Annotated in this window: 18 protein-coding genes and 2 pseudogenes; 9 read left to right on the plus strand and 11 right to left on the minus strand. The window is 52.8% G+C overall.

All coding sequences use genetic code 11. The features are described 5' to 3' along the window. Positions 1-145: 145 nt before the first annotated feature. From iscX to trmJ, 9 genes are all read right to left on the minus strand, one after another. Positions 146-346: a Fe-S cluster assembly protein IscX gene (gene iscX / locus BGK49_RS04365; RefSeq protein WP_000523616.1), complete on the minus strand. Its 201-nt coding sequence runs from the start codon at positions 344-346 to the stop codon at positions 146-148. Between the two features lie 11 nt (positions 347-357). Beyond that, positions 358-693: an ISC system 2Fe-2S type ferredoxin gene (gene fdx, locus BGK49_RS04370; protein WP_001124469.1), complete on the minus strand. Its 336-nt coding sequence runs from the start codon at positions 691-693 to the stop codon at positions 358-360. Between the two features lies 1 nt (position 694). Continuing rightward, on the minus strand, positions 695-2,545 hold the full coding sequence (hscA, locus tag BGK49_RS04375; RefSeq protein WP_001196598.1) for a Fe-S protein assembly chaperone HscA: 1,851 nt from the start codon (positions 2,543-2,545) through the stop codon (positions 695-697). A gap of 16 nt (positions 2,546-2,561) precedes the next feature. Then, positions 2,562-3,077: a co-chaperone HscB gene (gene hscB, locus BGK49_RS04380; protein WP_000384422.1), complete on the minus strand. Its 516-nt coding sequence runs from the start codon at positions 3,075-3,077 to the stop codon at positions 2,562-2,564. Between the two features lie 95 nt (positions 3,078-3,172). Then, positions 3,173-3,496, minus strand: a complete 324-nt coding sequence (gene iscA, locus BGK49_RS04385; RefSeq protein ID WP_000028953.1) for an iron-sulfur cluster assembly protein IscA — start codon at positions 3,494-3,496, stop codon at positions 3,173-3,175. Positions 3,497-3,512: 16 nt separating this feature from the next. Then, a complete protein-coding gene (gene iscU, locus BGK49_RS04390; protein ID WP_000331709.1) occupies positions 3,513-3,899 on the minus strand; it encodes a Fe-S cluster assembly scaffold IscU in 387 nt (128 codons plus the stop codon). Positions 3,900-3,926: 27 nt separating this feature from the next. After that, positions 3,927-5,141: a cysteine desulfurase gene (gene iscS / locus BGK49_RS04395; protein WP_001295373.1), complete on the minus strand. Its 1,215-nt coding sequence runs from the start codon at positions 5,139-5,141 to the stop codon at positions 3,927-3,929. A 111-nt stretch (positions 5,142-5,252) separates the two neighbouring features. Continuing rightward, positions 5,253-5,741: a Fe-S cluster assembly transcriptional regulator IscR gene (gene iscR / locus BGK49_RS04400; protein ID WP_001241357.1), complete on the minus strand. Its 489-nt coding sequence runs from the start codon at positions 5,739-5,741 to the stop codon at positions 5,253-5,255. 269 nt (positions 5,742-6,010) lie between these two features. Next, positions 6,011-6,751 (minus strand): tRNA (cytosine(32)/uridine(32)-2'-O)-methyltransferase TrmJ, encoded by a 741-nt coding sequence (gene trmJ / locus BGK49_RS04405; protein ID WP_000940019.1) that lies wholly within the window; start codon positions 6,749-6,751, stop codon positions 6,011-6,013. A 118-nt stretch (positions 6,752-6,869) separates the two neighbouring features. Between trmJ and suhB the strand changes: the two genes are divergently transcribed. The 3 genes and pseudogenes from suhB (at position 6,870) to csiE (ending at position 10,158) form a co-directional block, all read left to right on the plus strand. Then, complete coding sequence (suhB, locus tag BGK49_RS04410) at positions 6,870-7,673, plus strand: inositol-1-monophosphatase (protein WP_000553451.1); 804 nt, start codon at positions 6,870-6,872, stop codon at positions 7,671-7,673. 144 nt (positions 7,674-7,817) lie between these two features. Beyond that, entirely contained in the window at positions 7,818-8,672 is an 855-nt protein-coding gene (locus BGK49_RS04415) for an alpha/beta hydrolase (RefSeq protein WP_005043504.1), read from the plus strand. 190 nt (positions 8,673-8,862) lie between these two features. Continuing rightward, positions 8,863-10,158 (plus strand): annotated as a pseudogene (csiE, locus tag BGK49_RS04420) (stationary phase inducible protein CsiE). Here csiE and BGK49_RS04425 read toward each other — a convergent pair. Continuing rightward, positions 10,150-11,289 carry a 3-phenylpropionate MFS transporter gene (locus BGK49_RS04425; protein ID WP_000244212.1) on the minus strand — a complete coding sequence of 380 codons (1,140 nt, stop codon included), beginning with the start codon at positions 11,287-11,289 and terminating at the stop codon, positions 10,150-10,152. The pseudogene csiE and the gene BGK49_RS04425 overlap by 9 nt on opposite strands. A 159-nt stretch (positions 11,290-11,448) precedes the next feature. Then, positions 11,449-12,339, minus strand: a complete 891-nt coding sequence (hcaR, locus tag BGK49_RS04430; protein ID WP_000423271.1) for a DNA-binding transcriptional regulator HcaR — start codon at positions 12,337-12,339, stop codon at positions 11,449-11,451. A gap of 135 nt (positions 12,340-12,474) precedes the next feature. Here hcaR and hcaE point away from each other — a divergent pair, with 135 nt between their 5' ends. From hcaE to BGK49_RS29035, 6 genes and pseudogenes are all read left to right on the plus strand, one after another. Beyond that, positions 12,475-13,836, plus strand: coding sequence for a 3-phenylpropionate/cinnamic acid dioxygenase subunit alpha (hcaE, locus tag BGK49_RS04435; protein WP_000211181.1), 1,362 nt, complete (start codon positions 12,475-12,477; stop codon positions 13,834-13,836). Further along, positions 13,833-14,351: a 3-phenylpropionate/cinnamic acid dioxygenase subunit beta gene (gene hcaF, locus BGK49_RS04440; RefSeq protein ID WP_069375695.1), complete on the plus strand. Its 519-nt coding sequence runs from the start codon at positions 13,833-13,835 to the stop codon at positions 14,349-14,351. The genes hcaE and hcaF overlap by 4 nt, the downstream gene beginning before the upstream one ends. Next, the gene (locus tag BGK49_RS04445; protein WP_001080102.1) at positions 14,351-14,671 is read left to right on the plus strand and encodes a bifunctional 3-phenylpropionate/cinnamic acid dioxygenase ferredoxin subunit; all 321 of its coding nucleotides are present in this window, start codon (positions 14,351-14,353) and stop codon (positions 14,669-14,671) included. Before hcaF ends, BGK49_RS04445 begins: the two co-directional genes overlap by 1 nt. Beyond that, on the plus strand, positions 14,668-15,480 hold the full coding sequence (gene hcaB, locus BGK49_RS04450) for a 3-phenylpropionate-dihydrodiol/cinnamic acid-dihydrodiol dehydrogenase (RefSeq protein WP_001281377.1): 813 nt from the start codon (positions 14,668-14,670) through the stop codon (positions 15,478-15,480). Before BGK49_RS04445 ends, hcaB begins: the two co-directional genes overlap by 4 nt. 9 nt (positions 15,481-15,489) lie before the next feature. Beyond that, a pseudogene (gene hcaD / locus BGK49_RS04455) lies at positions 15,490-16,497 on the plus strand (phenylpropionate dioxygenase ferredoxin reductase subunit); the annotation flags it as partial. Between the two features lie 64 nt (positions 16,498-16,561). Then, on the plus strand, positions 16,562-16,647 hold an 86-nt coding region (locus tag BGK49_RS29035; protein WP_069375691.1), incomplete at its 3' end, for a transposase.

Below are 16,647 nucleotides of genomic sequence, written 5' to 3' on the forward strand. Positions count from 1 at the left end.
GTTGGCAGCCCCAGGATTTTTCCGCTAAATGATTCGCGTTGCAGGAAGGCGGCAAGTGAGTGAAGCCCCAGGAGCATAGATAACTATGTGACTGGGGTGAACGAGCGCAGCCAACGCATCTGCGGCGTGAAGCATGACGCGGAAATTATTCGGCCTCGTCCAGCCAGACTAACAAAATCGCTTCGAGGATTTTCTCGTTGGATGCCTGCGGGTCGTCGTCGAAATCTTCCAGATCGCAAATCCACTGATGCATATCGGTGAATCGAACCGTTTTCGGATCAAGATCAGGATACGCATCGTACAGTGCTTCGCCAATTTCGCGGCTATCGGTCCACTTAAGTCCCATACTAACCTCTGTTAATGCTCACGCGCATGGTTGATAGTGTAACGCGGGATTTCGACTACTAAATCTTCGTCGGTAACGCGTGCCTGGCAGCTTAAACGGCTTTCGGGCTCCAGTCCCCAGGCTTTGTCCAGCATGTCGTCTTCCTGCTCTGAGCTTTCTGGCAGCGAGTCAAAACCTTCACGAACGATGCAGTGGCAGGTGGTGCAAGCACAGGATTTTTCACAGGCGTGTTCAATCTCGATACCGTTACGCAGCGCTGCGTCGAGAATGGTTTCACCGCTATTAGCTTCCAGAACAGCGCCATCAGGGCAGAGGTCCTGATGAGGCAAAATAACAATCTTTGGCATATTAAACCTCGTCCACGGAATGGCCTTTCAGCGCACGACGAACCGACTGGTCCATGCGGCGAGCGGCAAAATCCTGGGTTTGTTTGTCTACGTTTTTAATCGCTTGTTCGATGGCGTCAACATCAGCGCCCTGAGCCACTTCACTCAGGTGAGCGGCAGCATTGTCAATGACCTGACGCTCTGCGGCGCTTAACAGCGCGGCATCAGCAGCCAGCGCGCCGTGCAGACTTTCCAGCACACGCGCCGCTTCTACTTTTTGTTCTGCCAGCATACGGGCTTTTACGTCCTGCTCGGCATAGCTCATTGAATCTTTGATCATCGAAGCGATTTCGCTATCGGTCAGACCGTAAGAAGGTTTGACCTGAATAGACGCCTCAACGCCGGTGGATTTCTCCATCGCCGTCACGCTCAAAAGACCGTCGGCATCGACCTGGAACGTCACGCGAATATGCGCACCGCCAGCCGGTAGCGCCGGAATACCACGCAGCGCAAAACGCGCCAGTGAGCGGCAGTCCTGCACCAGTTCGCGCTCACCCTGCATTACATGGATAGACATCGCCGTCTGACCATCTTTAAAGGTGGTGAAATCCTGAGCGCGGGCCACCGGAATAGTGGTATTACGCGGAATCACTTTCTCCACCAGGCCGCCCATCGTTTCAAGGCCCAGCGACAGTGGGATCACATCAAGCAGCAGCATTTCGCTGTCCGGCTTGTTACCCACCAGAATATCCGCCTGAATCGCCGCGCCAATAGCGACGACTTTATCCGGGTCGATGGAAGTCAGCGGTGGACGACCGAAAAATTCGCCTACCCGTTCACGCACCAGCGGCACGCGAGTAGAACCGCCAACCATCACCACTTCCAGCACTTCATCAGCTTCTACGCCCGCGTCTTTCAGCGCACGACGACAAGCCAGTAAGGTTCGTTTTACCAGTGGCGCGATCAGTTCATTGAATTGTTCACGGCTGATTTCGCCCTGCCAGCCCGCAACGTTAACGGTCACGGAGTCCGCATCGCTCAGCGCGATTTTGGCTGCAATGGCGGCATCCAGCAGTTCACGCTGAACGCGGTTATCGCTACGATCAGGAATGTCCGCCTGCTCGCGAATGTAATCCGCCAGCAGATGGTCGAAATCATCGCCGCCGAGCGCGGAATCACCGCCGGTTGCCAGCACTTCAAACACGCCGCGACTTAAGCGCAGAATGGAAATATCAAACGTCCCGCCACCGAGGTCATAAACGGCGATCACGCCTTCCTGACCGGAATCCAGCCCGTAGGCGATAGCCGCAGCGGTCGGTTCGTTAAGTAAGCGCAGAACATGCAACCCCGCCAGACGCGCCGCGTCTTTGGTGCCCTGACGCTGGGCATCGTCAAAGTACGCCGGAACGGTGATAACGACACCATCCAGCTCGCCTGCCAGGGCTTCAGTTGCCCGCGCCGCCAGTGCTTTGAGGATGTCCGCAGAAACGCGCACCGGGTTCAGCAGCCCCGCCGCCGTTTCAATCATTGGCAGGCCGTTTTCGCTGGCCTGGAATTGATAAGGCAAATGCGGATAGCGTTGCTGGATATCAGCCAGCGAGCGTCCCATCAGGCGTTTAACAGAACTAATGGTGTTGGCGGTATCGAGCGCTGCGTTAGTACGCGCGTCATAACCCACCGAATGCCCTTGCTGTTGATAGTGAACAACAGATGGCAGCAGGTGACGGCCTTCATGGTCGGCTAACGTTTCGGCCTGACCGCTGCGCACTGTCGCTACCAGCGAGTTGGTTGTGCCCAGGTCAATACCGGCCGCCAGACGACGCTGATGCGGCGCAGCACTCAAACCAGGTTCACTAATTTGTAATAAGGCCATGTTTAGCTTCCAGAAATTAAAAATCGAGCAGTTTTTCTTCGAGTTGTTCGGCACTGCTTCGCAGTTTATCGAGAAAACGCAGCTTACGCACGGTATCCGCCGCCGCGTCCCACGTCTCGTTGTCTAACTGTTCAACCATCAACTGATGGCGGGTATCAAACATCTTTTTCACACGTTTGATAAAGCTTTCCAGCCGCGCTTCATCTTTCGCCTGTTCGATCTCGTCCAGTTCTTCGCGCAGCTCCAGCTGTTCCATCAGGAACGGGGTGTCGCGCACAGTATGCTGCTCGCTGGCGAGATCAAAACCGTGCAAAGAAAGCAAATATTCCGCGCGCATTAACGGATGACGCAGCGTTTGCCAGGCCTGGTTAATGGTTGCAGATTGCTGTACGGCGGCGAGTTGTTCCGCCTGGCTTCCGCTGGCGAATTTATCAGGATGATACTGACGTTGTAGATCCTGAAAACGCAGGCTCAGTGCCTGGGTATCGAGTTGATAACGGGCAGGCAAGCCAAAGAGGGTGAAGTAATCCATAACATTCTCAGGGCTGCGATCCGCCGCGATAACGGCGAATCAGGTAAAACAAACCCCACGCGCAGGCGACCACGGTGGGGTTATCGGTATGCGCATCAAACGTGGAAGCTTTCGCCGCAACCACACTCATCTTTAACGTTCGGGTTGGTGAATTTAAACCCTTCATTCAGGCCTTCTTTTACGAAGTCCAGCTGCGTACCGTCCAGAAATTGCAGGCTTTTGCCATCGACCACGACTTTCACGCCTTTGTCTTCAAACACGATGTCTTCCGGCGTCGGTTCGTCAACAAATTCCAGTACATAAGCCATACCTGAACATCCGGAGGTTCTCACGCCCAGACGCAGGCCAAACCCTTTGCCGCGGTTAGCCAGAAAGGTATTTACTCGCGCTGCTGCACTGTCGCTCAGTGTAATCGACATAACCAAACCTCAACTCTTATTTTGCTTCACGTTTGCTTTTATAGTCCGCAATGGCGGCTTTGATCGCGTCTTCTGCCAGAATAGAACAGTGAATTTTCACCGGCGGCAGTTCAAGTTCTTCAGCAATATCGGTGTTTTTGATCGCCTGCGCTTCGACGAGAGACTTCCCTTTCACCCATTCGGTGACCAGGGAGCTGGAAGCGATAGCAGAACCGCAGCCGTAAGTTTTAAAACGCGCGTCTTCAATGATACCTTCATCGTTGACTTTAATCTGCAACTTCATCACGTCGCCACAGGCCGGTGCACCCACCATGCCGCTGCCGACGTTCTCGTCGTTGTTGTCAAAGGAACCCACGTTACGCGGATTCTCGTAATGGTCGATAACTTTTTCGCTGTAAGCCATTATAAATTCTCCTGATTCCGATACCGATTAATGATGAGCCCATTCGATGCTGTTCAGATCCACGCCCTGCTTGTACATTTCCCACAGCGGAGAAAGGTCACGCAGACGACCGATGGATTTACGAACTAACTCGATGGTGTAGTCGATCTCTTCTTCAGTAGTAAAACGACCTAAAGAGAAACGGATAGAGCTATGTGCCAGCTCGTCGTTCAGCCCCAGCGCGCGCAGCACGTAGGACGGTTCGAGGCTTGCTGACGTACAGGCGGAACCTGAAGAAACTGCGAGGTCTTTCAGCGCCATAATCAGCGACTCACCTTCAACGTAGTTGAAGCTGACGTTGAGAATGTTCGGCGCACCGTGTTCCAGGTCACCGTTCAGGTAAACTTCTTCGATATCTTTGATGCCGTTCCACAGACGGTTACGCAGGCCGCGCAGACGTTCCATCTCGGTCGCCATCTCTTCTTTTGCGATGCGATAGGCCTCGCCCATTCCGACGATCTGGTGAACAGGCAGAGTGCCGGAACGCATACCGCGCTCGTGACCGCCGCCGTGCATTTGCGCTTCGATGCGTACGCGCGGTTTACGACGTACATACAGCGCACCGATACCTTTCGGGCCATAGATTTTGTGACCGGAGAAAGACATCAGGTCAACTTTCAACTGGCTCAGGTCGATAGGCAGTTTGCCCACGCTCTGGGTTGCATCAACGTGATAGATAATGCCACGAGCACGGCACATTTCGCCGATAGCCGCGATATCCTGCACCACGCCGATTTCGTTATTTACGTGCATGATGGAAACAAGGATGGTGTCGTCACGCATCGCTGCTTCAAGTTCTTTCAGGTCGATAATGCCGTTACGCTGCGGTGCCAGGTAGGTGACTTCAAAACCTTCGCGCTCCAGCTGACGGCAGGTATCCAGTACCGCTTTGTGTTCGGTTTTGCTAGTGATGATGTGCTTGCCTTTTTTCTGATAAAAGTTGGCTGCACCTTTGATCGCCAGGTTGTCAGATTCGGTTGCACCAGAGGTAAAGACGATTTCACGCGGATCAGCGCCGACCAGATCGGCAATCTGATTACGGGCGATATCTACCGCTTCTTCAGCCTGCCAGCCGAAACGGTGAGAACGAGAGGCCGGGTTACCAAAGGTTCCGTCCATCGTCATGAACTGCATCATTTTCTCGGCAACACGCGGGTCCACCGGCGTGGTTGCGGAGTAGTCGAGATAAATCGGTAATTTCATTGCTCTATAAACTCCGTACATCACTCAATGCAAGGAATCAGGCTAGCGGCTGGATGTACGACCGTGTTTACGGAGTATTTAGCACTCCGGCCTGATTCTGAATTCTTTTTATTAAGCGCGTAACTTAACGTCGATCGCGTCTTGTGTGCGGGTGCGTGGCGCGTCGTGAGTATGCTGACGACCAGACACATCCAGCACTTCCTGGTTATTAACCAGTTCGCCTAAAGTAATGTTGTTGAGAAAACCGGTGAGACGGTCGCTCAAATCACGCCACAGCGCGTGGGTCAGGCATTTATCGCCGCCCTGGCAGCCGCCTTTACCCTGACAACGGGTGGCATCTACAGATTCGTCAACGGCGCTAATCACTTCGCCAACGGCGATGCTGCTGGCATCTTTGCCTAACAGATAACCACCGCCTGGTCCACGTACGCTGGAAACCAGACCATTTTTACGCAGACGGGAAAACAGTTGTTCCAGATAAGAAAGGGAAATTCCCTGACGTTCGGAAATATCAGCCAACGGTACCGGGCCCGCTTCAGAGTTGAGCGCAACGTCAAGCATTGCGGTCACGGCATAGCGCCCTTTAGATGTCAGTCTCATGTCTTACTTCACCTCAAACTCGCCCCTGCCCAGGGTTTTTTATTGTAAAAGTGGGGGTATTGAATAGCAGGGCCAAGTCTGACATTCCCGAGTAAATTGGTCAACTATTTACTTGACTGATTTAGTCGGGTATTTAACCTTCAGTGCCATTTTTTTATCGTGGCGTTTGTACCTGTTGTCGGATGCGGTGTGAACACCTTATCCGACCTACGGTTCTGTACATTGTAGGCCTGATAAGACGCGTTAAGCGTCGCATCAGGCAACTACTGTTATTCGGCCTTGTTACCTTTATTCTGCTGCTCAATAGAAGCCAGAATCCCGCGCAGGATATTCAATTCCTGGCTTTCCGGGCGCGCACGGGTAAACAGACGGCGCAATTTATTCATCACCTGCCCCGGATGGTTTTCACGGATAAAACCGGTTGCCAGCAGCGTTTGTTCCAGATGACCATAAAAACGCTCCAGATCATCGACCAGCGGATACGGCGTCTCTTCATGCTCGACCTGCTCGCCGTTTTCCTGAGTTGCCAGCCAGGCCATGCGCACTTCATAGGCAATAACCTGAACCGCCATCGCCAGGTTCAGCGAGCTGTATTCCGGGTTAGCCGCAATCGCGACATGATAATGGCATTTCTGCAACTCTTCATTGGTCAAGCCGACGCGCTCGCGACCAAACACCAGCGCCACCGGGGTATTTGCCGCTTCAGCGACGCTTTTCAGGCCGCATTCGCGCGGGTCGAGCATCGGCCATGGCAGCGTGCGGGAACGTGCGCTGGTGCCCACCACCAAGCTACAACCGGCTAACGCTTCGTCGAGCGTATCGACGATGTGAGCATTACCAATCACATCGCTGGCCCCTGCTGCCAGGGCAATCGCCTGGGAGTCGGGTTTCACCAGTGGATTAACCAGCCACAGATTGGTTAATCCCATTGTTTTCATGGCACGGGCAACAGAACCCATATTGCCGGTGTGTGACGTCTCCACCAGCACAATTCGAATATTTTGCAGCATTGTCTTTCTTCATCTAAAGATTATTCACGCATCTTATCATAAAACGAAGACAGATGCCGATCTCGCTGCTATACTCTGCGCCGTTTTCCCGTTCTTTAACATCCAGTGAGAGAGACCGATGCATCCGATGCTGAACATCGCCGTGCGCGCAGCGCGCAAGGCGGGTAATTTAATTGCCAAAAACTATGAAACCCCGGACGCTGTAGAAGCGAGCCAGAAAGGCAGTAACGATTTCGTGACCAACGTAGATAAAGCTGCCGAAGCGGTGATTATCGACACGATTCGTAAATCTTACCCACAGCACACCATCATCACCGAAGAAAGCGGTGAACTTGAAGGTACTGATCAGGATGTTCAATGGGTTATCGATCCACTGGATGGTACTACCAACTTTATCAAACGTCTGCCGCACTTCGCGGTATCTATCGCCGTTCGTATCAAAGGCCGCACCGAAGTTGCTGTGGTATACGATCCTATGCGTAACGAACTGTTCACCGCCACTCGCGGTCAGGGCGCACAGCTGAACGGCTACCGTCTGCGCGGTAGCACCGCTCGCGATCTCGACGGTACCATTCTGGCGACCGGCTTCCCGTTCAAAGCAAAACAGTACGCCACTACCTACATCAACATCGTCGGCAAACTGTTCAACGAATGTGCAGACTTCCGTCGTACCGGTTCTGCGGCGCTGGATCTGGCTTACGTCGCTGCGGGTCGTGTTGACGGTTTCTTTGAAATCGGTCTGCGTCCGTGGGATTTCGCGGCAGGCGAGCTGCTGGTTCGTGAAGCGGGCGGCATCGTCAGCGACTTCACCGGTGGTCATAACTATATGCTGACCGGTAACATCGTTGCTGGTAACCCGCGTGTTGTGAAAGCCATGCTGGCGAACATGCGTGACGAGTTAAGCGACGCTCTGAAGCGTTAATGACTCAGGCGGGTGATGTCACTCACCCGCCCTCGCCTTTCAGGCGCTATTCCGAAATACTTCCTCACCGCTTTACTTTCTTTCGTCACTCTCCCACCATCTTTCCCCGATTAATGGATGATAAAGAAGTCACAAGGAAAGGTTATGGCCCTGCCAGTGAACAAACGCGTTCTCAAAATTCTGTTTATTCTCTTTGTTGTTGCCTTCTGCGTTTATTTAGTGCCGCGCGTTGCCATCAACTTCTTCTATTATCCTGACGATAAAATTTACGGTCCCGACCCCTGGTCGGCGGAATCCGTCGAATTTACGGCTAAGGACGGTACTCGTCTGCAAGGCTGGTTTATTCCTTCTTCGACGGGCCCTGCTGACAATGCCATCGCAACCATCATTCATGCTCACGGCAATGCCGGAAATATGTCCGCCCACTGGCTGCTGGTCAGTTGGTTACCCGAGCGTAATTTCAACGTTTTTATGTTTGATTATCGCGGGTTTGGTAAATCAAAAGGCACGCCGTCCCAGGCCGGATTGCTGGACGATACGCAAAGTGCCATCAATGTGGTGCGCCATCGTAGTGATGTAAACCCACAACGGCTGGTGCTGTTCGGGCAGAGTATTGGCGGGGCGAATATTCTTGCTGTTATTGGTCAGGATGATCGTGAAGGCATACGTGCGGTGATCCTCGACTCCACATTTGCCTCTTATGCAACCATCGCCAATCAGATGATCCCCGGCAGTGGCTACTTACTTGATGAGAGTTACAGCGGCGAAAATTATATCGCCAGCGTCAGCCCGATCCCGCTTTTACTCATTCACGGTAAAGCTGATCACGTTATCCCATGGCAGCACAGCGAAAAGTTGTATAGCCTGGCAAAAGAGACAAAACGGTTGATCCTAATCCCGGATGGCGAACACATTGATGCTTTTTCCGATCGTCACGGCGATGTTTATCGCGAACAGATGGTGGACTTTATCCTTAGCGCGTTGAATCCGCAGAACTAACCCATGATCGCTAGCACGATAATCATTCACAAAACCACCTTAAGACATGCTAATCCACTGGTCAGAACAGTTTAAGATGAGAAAAATTCTGTGACGCTTGCCAACATTTCTGATGATTAGCATTCCCTTCGCCATTTCCCTGAGCAAACTTTAGCTATTCTTATCAATTATGCTTATGGGAGATCTACAGATGATGCCTACGCTTGCTCCACCATCTGTCCTTTCGGCTCCCCAGCGCCGCTGCCAGATCTTGCTGACGCTCTTTCAGCCGGGGTTGACCGCCACCATGGCAACCTTCAGCGAGCTTAATGGTGTGGATGATGATATTGCCAGTCTTGATATCAGCGAAACAGGACGGGAGATCCTGCGCTATCATCAACTCACACTGACGACTGGTTATGACGGTAGCTACCGGGTTGAAGGTACAGTGCTTAACCAACGTTTGTGTTTATTTCACTGGCTACGACGTGGTTTCCGTCTGTGTCCGTCATTTATTACCAGCCAATTCACCCCCGCCCTGAAGAGTGAACTGAAGCGGCGCGGAATTGCGCGTAACTTTTACGACGATACCAATCTACAAGCGTTAGTGAATCTCTGCTCCCGACGGCTGCAAAAACGCTTTGAAACGCGCGATATTCATTTCCTGTGTCTGTATCTGCAATATTGTTTGCGGCAACACCACGCTGGAATTACGCCTCAGTTTAATCCGCTCCAACGTCGCTGGGCGGAATCCTGCCTTGAATTTCAGGTAGCGCAGGAAATTGGACGCCACTGGCAGCGTCGGGCGCTCCAGCCTGTACCGCCTGATGAGCCACTGTTTATGGCATTACTTTTTTCCATGTTGCGGGTTCCCGATCCATTGCGTGATGCGCATCAGCGAGACAGACAATTGCGTCAGTCTATCAAACGTCTGGTAAACCATTTTCGTGAGCTGGGAAATGTTCGTTTTTATGATGAACAGGGGTTATGCGATCAGCTTTATACCCACCTCGCCCAGGCGTTAAATCGCAGTTTGTTTGCCATCGGTATTGATAATACCCTGCCAGAAGAGTTCGCCAGACTGTACCCACGCCTAGTGCGCACCACCCGCGCGGCGCTGGCCGGATTTGAAAGTGAATACGGCGTCCATCTTTCTGATGAGGAAAGTGGTCTGGTCGCGGTGATTTTCGGTGCCTAGCTAATGCAGGAAAACGATCTGCATGAAAAACAGATTATTCTTCTTACCGGGAATGATAGCGAGCGAGAAGCGCAGATTGAGCAGCAGTTACGCGAACTAACGTTACTGCCGCTCAACATTAAACATATGTCGGTAAAGGCATTTTTGCAGACAGGCGCTCCGCGCGGCGCGGCGCGGCGCGGCGCGGCACTGATTATTGCGCCTTATACCATGCCGTTACCGCTCTTTTCACCACCGCTGATCTATACGGACCTGACACTGACAACACATCAACAGGAGCAGATCCGCAAAATGCTCGAATCAGCATGAGGGAACAACTTTCGGGCGCAAAAACATTGCCGGAAGCGCCACCAGCGCCATTACCCAGAACACGCCGTGGCCCAGATATTGATACAGGAAACCGGCGAAAACGGTCATGATAGCTATACTGCCGCCCATCGCGACGGCAGAGTAAACCGCCTGTAAACGGATGACTTCGCTACCCTGGCGAGCGGCAATATAGCGCATGGCGGCCAGGTGGCAGACCGTGAAGGTGCCGCAATGCAGAATTTGCACCACTATCAACCACGGCAACGCCGTAGTTGCTCCCATAATGCCCCAGCGCACTACGCCGCAAATCGCCGAGATCAACAGCATATCGCGTGCACTACAACGGCGGAAAAGTTTATTACTCAGCGCAAAGATAATGACTTCCGCCACCACGCCCAGCGACCACAAATACCCCACCGCCGAGGCCGAGTAGCCAGCTGCCTGCCAGTAAATGGCGCTAAAACCGTAATAGGCCGCATGTGCCCCCTGCAATAAACAAACGCAGGCCAGAAAGCGCCAGTTCTGAAGAACCAGCGCCAACCACGCTGACCAACCGGTGCTCTCCTGCTGGCGGCTTGCCCCTTGTGGCTGAATCGTCGGACGGATGAGAAAGCCGAGCAGCATGGATGCCACGCCCAATGTTAACAGCGCGAGGATCACCTGATAATCAAACATAGTGACCAGTTTGCCCGTCAGCGCCGAGCCAATGACAAACGCCACCGAGCCCCACAGTCGCACTTTGCCGTAATCAAGCGGGAACTGCTTTTGCCACGTATTCGCCAGTGCATCGGTCAACGGTACCAGCGGTGAGAAAAAGAGGTTAAAGCCAATCATCACCAGCATCAGCCACGCTACGTGCGCCCCCGCCCAGAAGGCGACAGCAAAGAGAAGTGTCATCATTGCCAGCACGCGCAAGGCGGAAATCAGGCGAGAAGGATCGCTGACGCGGGGCGCGATGAGCAAACTCCCGAGAAAACGGGCAACCAGACCTGCCCCCAATAACAGGCCGATGGTTTCTGGCGTTAAACCAATCCCTTTAAGCCAGACGCTCCAGAAAGGTAGAAAAATGCCATAACTAAAAAAGTATGTGAAATAGCCGAGCGCCAACCAGCGCGTGGATTGCAAAACCATGAGTCCCTCCCGTCAGGAGGCGTTAGTCTGGGGTTAATCGAATGTTGGTGCAAGTTGAAAAATAAGAATATTCGAGCCTGCTTCCCGATGTCTGTAACGCCAGTTCACAAGCACTAAAAAACTGCGATCCGCGACGCATGTTGCAAAAATAATGCGTAATTATGCCGTTATGCTTGCCAAACGTTCCTGCACAATGGCGATGAAATCGCGTAATGCCGGCTTCATCTCCCCTTTCTTCCACGCCATCAGTAAAGCAATGGAAGGCACATTTCCGGCAATGGGACGAAAAACAACCTGTCCGGTATTAAAATTATTCATATAACCGGGTATCAAAGTGACGCCCAGCCCCATGCCCACCAGATTCATGGTCACCAGAATATTCGTTGCCACCTGGACGATATTTGGCTGGCTGTTTTCTTGCGCAAACCACGCTTTAACGATCGGCGCAAGCGAACCGGAATACGCCGGATCGGTACTGACGAAATTCACGCCATCCAGTTGCGCGGCGGTGATCTCTTTTTCATGTGCTAAAGGGTGATCAACCGGTAACACAACCACTAATGGTTCGTCAAAAAGCTCCAGATAATCAATCTCCGGGCTATAAACAGGATGGCGCATTAAGCCGACGTCGAGTTCACCACGGCGAATTTTTTCCTCCTGTTGCGTGGTGATTAAACTCACCAGCTCAATCAAGGTGTCTGGCTGTCTGAGACGAAACATCGGTAATACTTTTGGCAGTAAATTCACTTCCGCCGATGGCACAAAGCCAATGGTTAATTGTCTGTCTTCCTGAACAGTTTTCCGCGCCCGTAATTTGGCATTTTCCGCTTGTTCGAGAATTGCCAGCGCGTCCTGGAGAAAACATTCTCCCGCCGCCGTCAACGCGACTTTGCGCTTATCCCTCACCAGTAACGGAACACCGACACAGTTTTCAAGATCGCGGATCTGGCTGCTTAACGAAGGCTGTGAGGTATGCAGTTTTTCCGCCGCACGGGTAACGTTCAGTGCCTGCGCCACTGCGACGAAATAGCGTAAATGCCGTAGTTCCATCACCTTCCCCTTGTTATCGAAAAAACGTCTCAGCTGGTAGAAATTAACTATTTCACATATTAGCAACCAACCAGCAATATCCTTATGGCACAAAAATAGAAGGTCAATACATCTTATCTTTCAGGATTAAAAAATATGACCACACCCTCAGATTTGAACATTTACCAACTGATTGACACCCAAAATGGTCGGGTCACTCCGCGTATTTATACCGACCCGGATATTTACCAACTGGAGCTTGAGCGTATTTTCGGTCGTTGCTGGCTATTTCTCGCCCACGAAAGCCAGATCCCAAAACCCGGTGATTTCTTTAACACCTACATGGGAGAAGATGCGGTTGTCGTAGTGCGTCAGAAAGACGGCAGCATCAAGGCGTTTCTCAACCAATGCCGCCACCGGGCCATGCGTGTGAGTTATGCAGATTGCGGCAACACTCGCGCCTTTACCTGCCCGTATCACGGCTGGTCTTATGGCATTAACGGCGAGTTGATCGATGTACCGCTGGAACCTCGCGCCTACCCACAAGGGTTGTGTAAATCCCACTGGGGGCTAAACGAAGTTCCTTGTGTGGAGAGTTATAAAGGGCTGATTTTTGGCAACTGGGATACCAGCGCACCGGGCCTGCGTGATTACCTTGGTGACATTGCCTGGTATCTGGATGGCATGCTGGATCGTCGCGAAGGCGGCACCGAAATTGTCGGCGGCGTACAAAAGTGGGTGATCAACTGTAACTGGAAATCCCCGGCAGAGCAGTTCGCCAGTGACCAATATCATGCTCTGTTCAGCCATGCTTCTGCCGTTCAGGTATTAGGGGCGAAAGATGATGGCAGCGATAAGCGTCTCGGTGATGGACAAACCGCCCGCCCGGTGTGGGAAACCGCCAAAGATGCGCTGCAATTTGGTCAGGACGGTCACGGTAGCGGTTTCTTCTTTACTGAAAAACCGGATGCTAATGTCTGGGTCGATGGCGCGGTTTCCAGCTATTACCGCGAAACCTATGCCGAAGCAGAACAACGTTTAGGTGAAGTTTGCGCCCTGCGCCTGGCGGGTCATAACAATATATTCCCCACGCTTTCATGGCTAAACGGCACTGCCACACTCCGCGTCTGGCATCCGCGCGGCCCTGATCAAGTTGAAGTGTGGGCGTTCTGTATTACTGACAAAGCCGCCTCCGATGAAGTTAAAGCCGCTTTTGAAAACAGCGCCACTCGTGCTTTTGGTCCTGCTGGTTTTCTCGAGCAGGATGACTCGGAGAACTGGTGTGAAATCCAGAAATTGCTTAAAGGCCACCGCGCCCGCAACAGCAAACTGTGTCTGGAAATGGGGCTTGGTCAGGAAAAGCGCCGCGACGACGGCATTCCTGGCATTACTAACTATATCTTTTCAGAAACTGCCGCTCGTGGAATGTACCAACGCTGGGCCGATCTTCTGAGTAGCGAAAGCTGGCAGGAAGTGCTCGATAAAACCGCCGCTTACCAGCAGGAGGTGATGAAATGAGTGCGCAAGTTTCACTAGAGTTACATCTCCGCATTAGCCAGTTTCTCTTTCACGAAGCCAGCTTACTGGACGACTGGAAATTTCGTGACTGGCTGGCGCAGCTCGACGAAGAGATTCGTTACACCATGCGCACCACAGTTAACGCGCAAACACGCGACCGCCGCAAAGGCGTCCAGCCACCGACAACCTGGATTTTTAATGACACCAAAGACCAGCTGGAGCGGCGAATCGCCCGTCTGGAAACGGGCATGGCCTGGGCAGAAGAGCCGCCGTCACGCACCCGTCACTTAATCAGCAACTGCCAGATAAGCGAAACCGACATCCCAAACGTATTTGCTGTGCGGGTAAATTATCTGCTTTATCGGGCACAAAAAGAGCGCGATGATACATTCTATGTTGGAACGCGTTTCGACAAAGTTCGCCGTCTGGAAGATGACAACTGGCGCTTGCTGGAACGGGATATCGTCCTGGATCAAGCGGTAATCACTTCCCATAACCTGAGTGTACTGTTCTGATGAATCGAATTTATGCGTGTCCCGTTGCGGATGTGCCGGAGGGTGAGGCTCTCCGGATCGATACCTCGCCCGTCATCGCCCTGTTCAACGTTGGCGGCGAGTTTTATGCCATTAACGATCGTTGCAGCCATGGTAATGCGTCGATGTCAGAAGGGTATCTGGAAGATGACGCCACGGTGGAGTGCCCGCTACACGCCGCCAGTTTTTGCCTGAAAACGGGGAAAGCGTTATGCCTGCCCGCCACCGATCCGCTCACCACTTATCCAGTACACGTTGAAGGTGGTGACATTTTCATCGACTTACCGGAGGCGCAGCCATGAGCGATCTGCATAACGAGTCCATTTTTATTACCGGCGGCGGATCGGGATTAGGGCTGGCGCTGGTCGAGCGATTTATCGAAGAAGGCGCGCAGGTTGCCACGCTGGAACTGTCGGCGGCAAAAGTCGCCAGTCTGCGTCAGCGATTTGGCGAACATATTCTGGCGGTGGAAGGTAACGTGACCTGTTATGCCGATTATCAACGCGCGGTCGATCAGATCCTGACTCGTTCCGGCAAGCTGGATTGTTTTATCGGCAATGCAGGCATCTGGGATCACAATGCCTCACTGGTTAATACTCCCGCAGAGACGCTCGAAACCGGCTTCCACGAGCTGTTTAACGTCAACGTACTCGGTTACCTGCTGGGCGCAAAAGCCTGCGCTCCGGCGTTAATCGCCAGTGAAGGCAGCATGATTTTCACACTGTCAAATGCCGCCTGGTATCCTGGCGGCGGTGGCCCGCTGTACACCGCCAGTAAACATGCCGCAACCGGACTTATTCGCCAACTGGCTTATGAACTGGCACCGAAAGTGCGGGTGAATGGCGTCGGCCCGTGTGGTATGGCCAGCGACCTGCGCGGCCCACAGGCGCTCGGGCAAAGTGAAACCTCGATAATGCAGTCTCTGACGCCGGAGAAAATTGCCGCCATTTTACCGCTGCAATTTTTCCCGCAACCGGCGGATTTTACGGGGCCGTATGTGATGTTGGCATCGCGGCGCAATAATCGCGCATTAAGCGGTGTGATGATCAACGCTGATGCGGGTTTAGCGATTCGCGGCATTCGCCACGTAGCGGCTGGGCTGGATCTTTAAGGAAGCACGATGAAAGAAAAAACGATCATTATTGTCGGTGGCGTGCAAGCGGCGGCAATGGCTGCGGCCTCGCTACGCCAGCAAGGGTTCACCGGTGAGCTGCATCTGTTTTCCGATGAGCGACATCTTCCTTATGAACGACCTCCACTCTCGAAATCCATGTTGCTGGAAGATTCCCCGCAGTTACAGCAGGTGTTACCCGCTAACTGGTGGCAGGAAAACAATGTTCATCTGCATTCCGGTGTAACCATCAAAACGCTGGGTCGCGACACACGAGAGTTAGTGTTAACCAACGGCGAAAGCTGGCACTGGGATCAGCTTTTTATAGCAACCGGCGCGGCAGCTCGACCGCTGCCGTTGCTTGATGCACTGGGAGAACGCTGCTTTACCCTACGCCATGCCGGTGATGCCGCCAGACTGCGAGAAGTTCTGCAGCCCGAACGGTCAGTCGTGATTGTCGGTGCCGGAACTATTGGTCTGGAACTGGCTGCCAGCGCCACGCAGCGCAGATGTAAGGTGACAGTGATTGAACTGGCGGCAACCGTCATGGGCCGTAATGCACCACCGCCCGTGCAACGCTATCTTTTACAGCGCCACCAGCAGGCTGGTGTGCGCATTCTGCTCAATAATGCCATTGAACATGTGGTCGATGGTGAAAAAGTAGAACTGACGCTGCAAAGTGGGGAAACGCTTCAGGCTGATGTGGTGATTTACGGTATTGGTATCAGCGCCAACGAGCAACTGGCTCGCGAGGCCAACCTTGATACTGCCAATGGCATTGTCATTGATGAGGCTTGCCGCACCTGCGATCCCGCGATCTTTGCCGGTGGCGATGTGGCAATCACTCGTCTTGATAATGGTGCACTACACCGCTGCGAAAGCTGGGAAAACGCCAATAACCAGGCGCAAATTGCCGCTGCCGCAATGTTAGGGCTACCGCTACTGCCGCCGCCGTGGTTCTGGAGCGATCAGTACAGTGATAACTTACAGTTTATTGGCGATATGCGTGGCGATGACTGAGGTAGCCTGAGTTTAACGGACACTCCTTCCTGAAATAGAATGGCATCAGAAGGAGCTAATAATGAGCAGAAAAAACCAACGTTACTCTAAAGAGTTCAAAGCCGAAGCTGTCAGAACGGTTCTTGAAAATCAACTTTCGATCAGTGA

It is taken from the genome of Shigella sp. FC1544 (assembly GCF_001722145.1).
Lineage (GTDB): Bacteria > Pseudomonadota > Gammaproteobacteria > Enterobacterales > Enterobacteriaceae > Escherichia > Escherichia coli.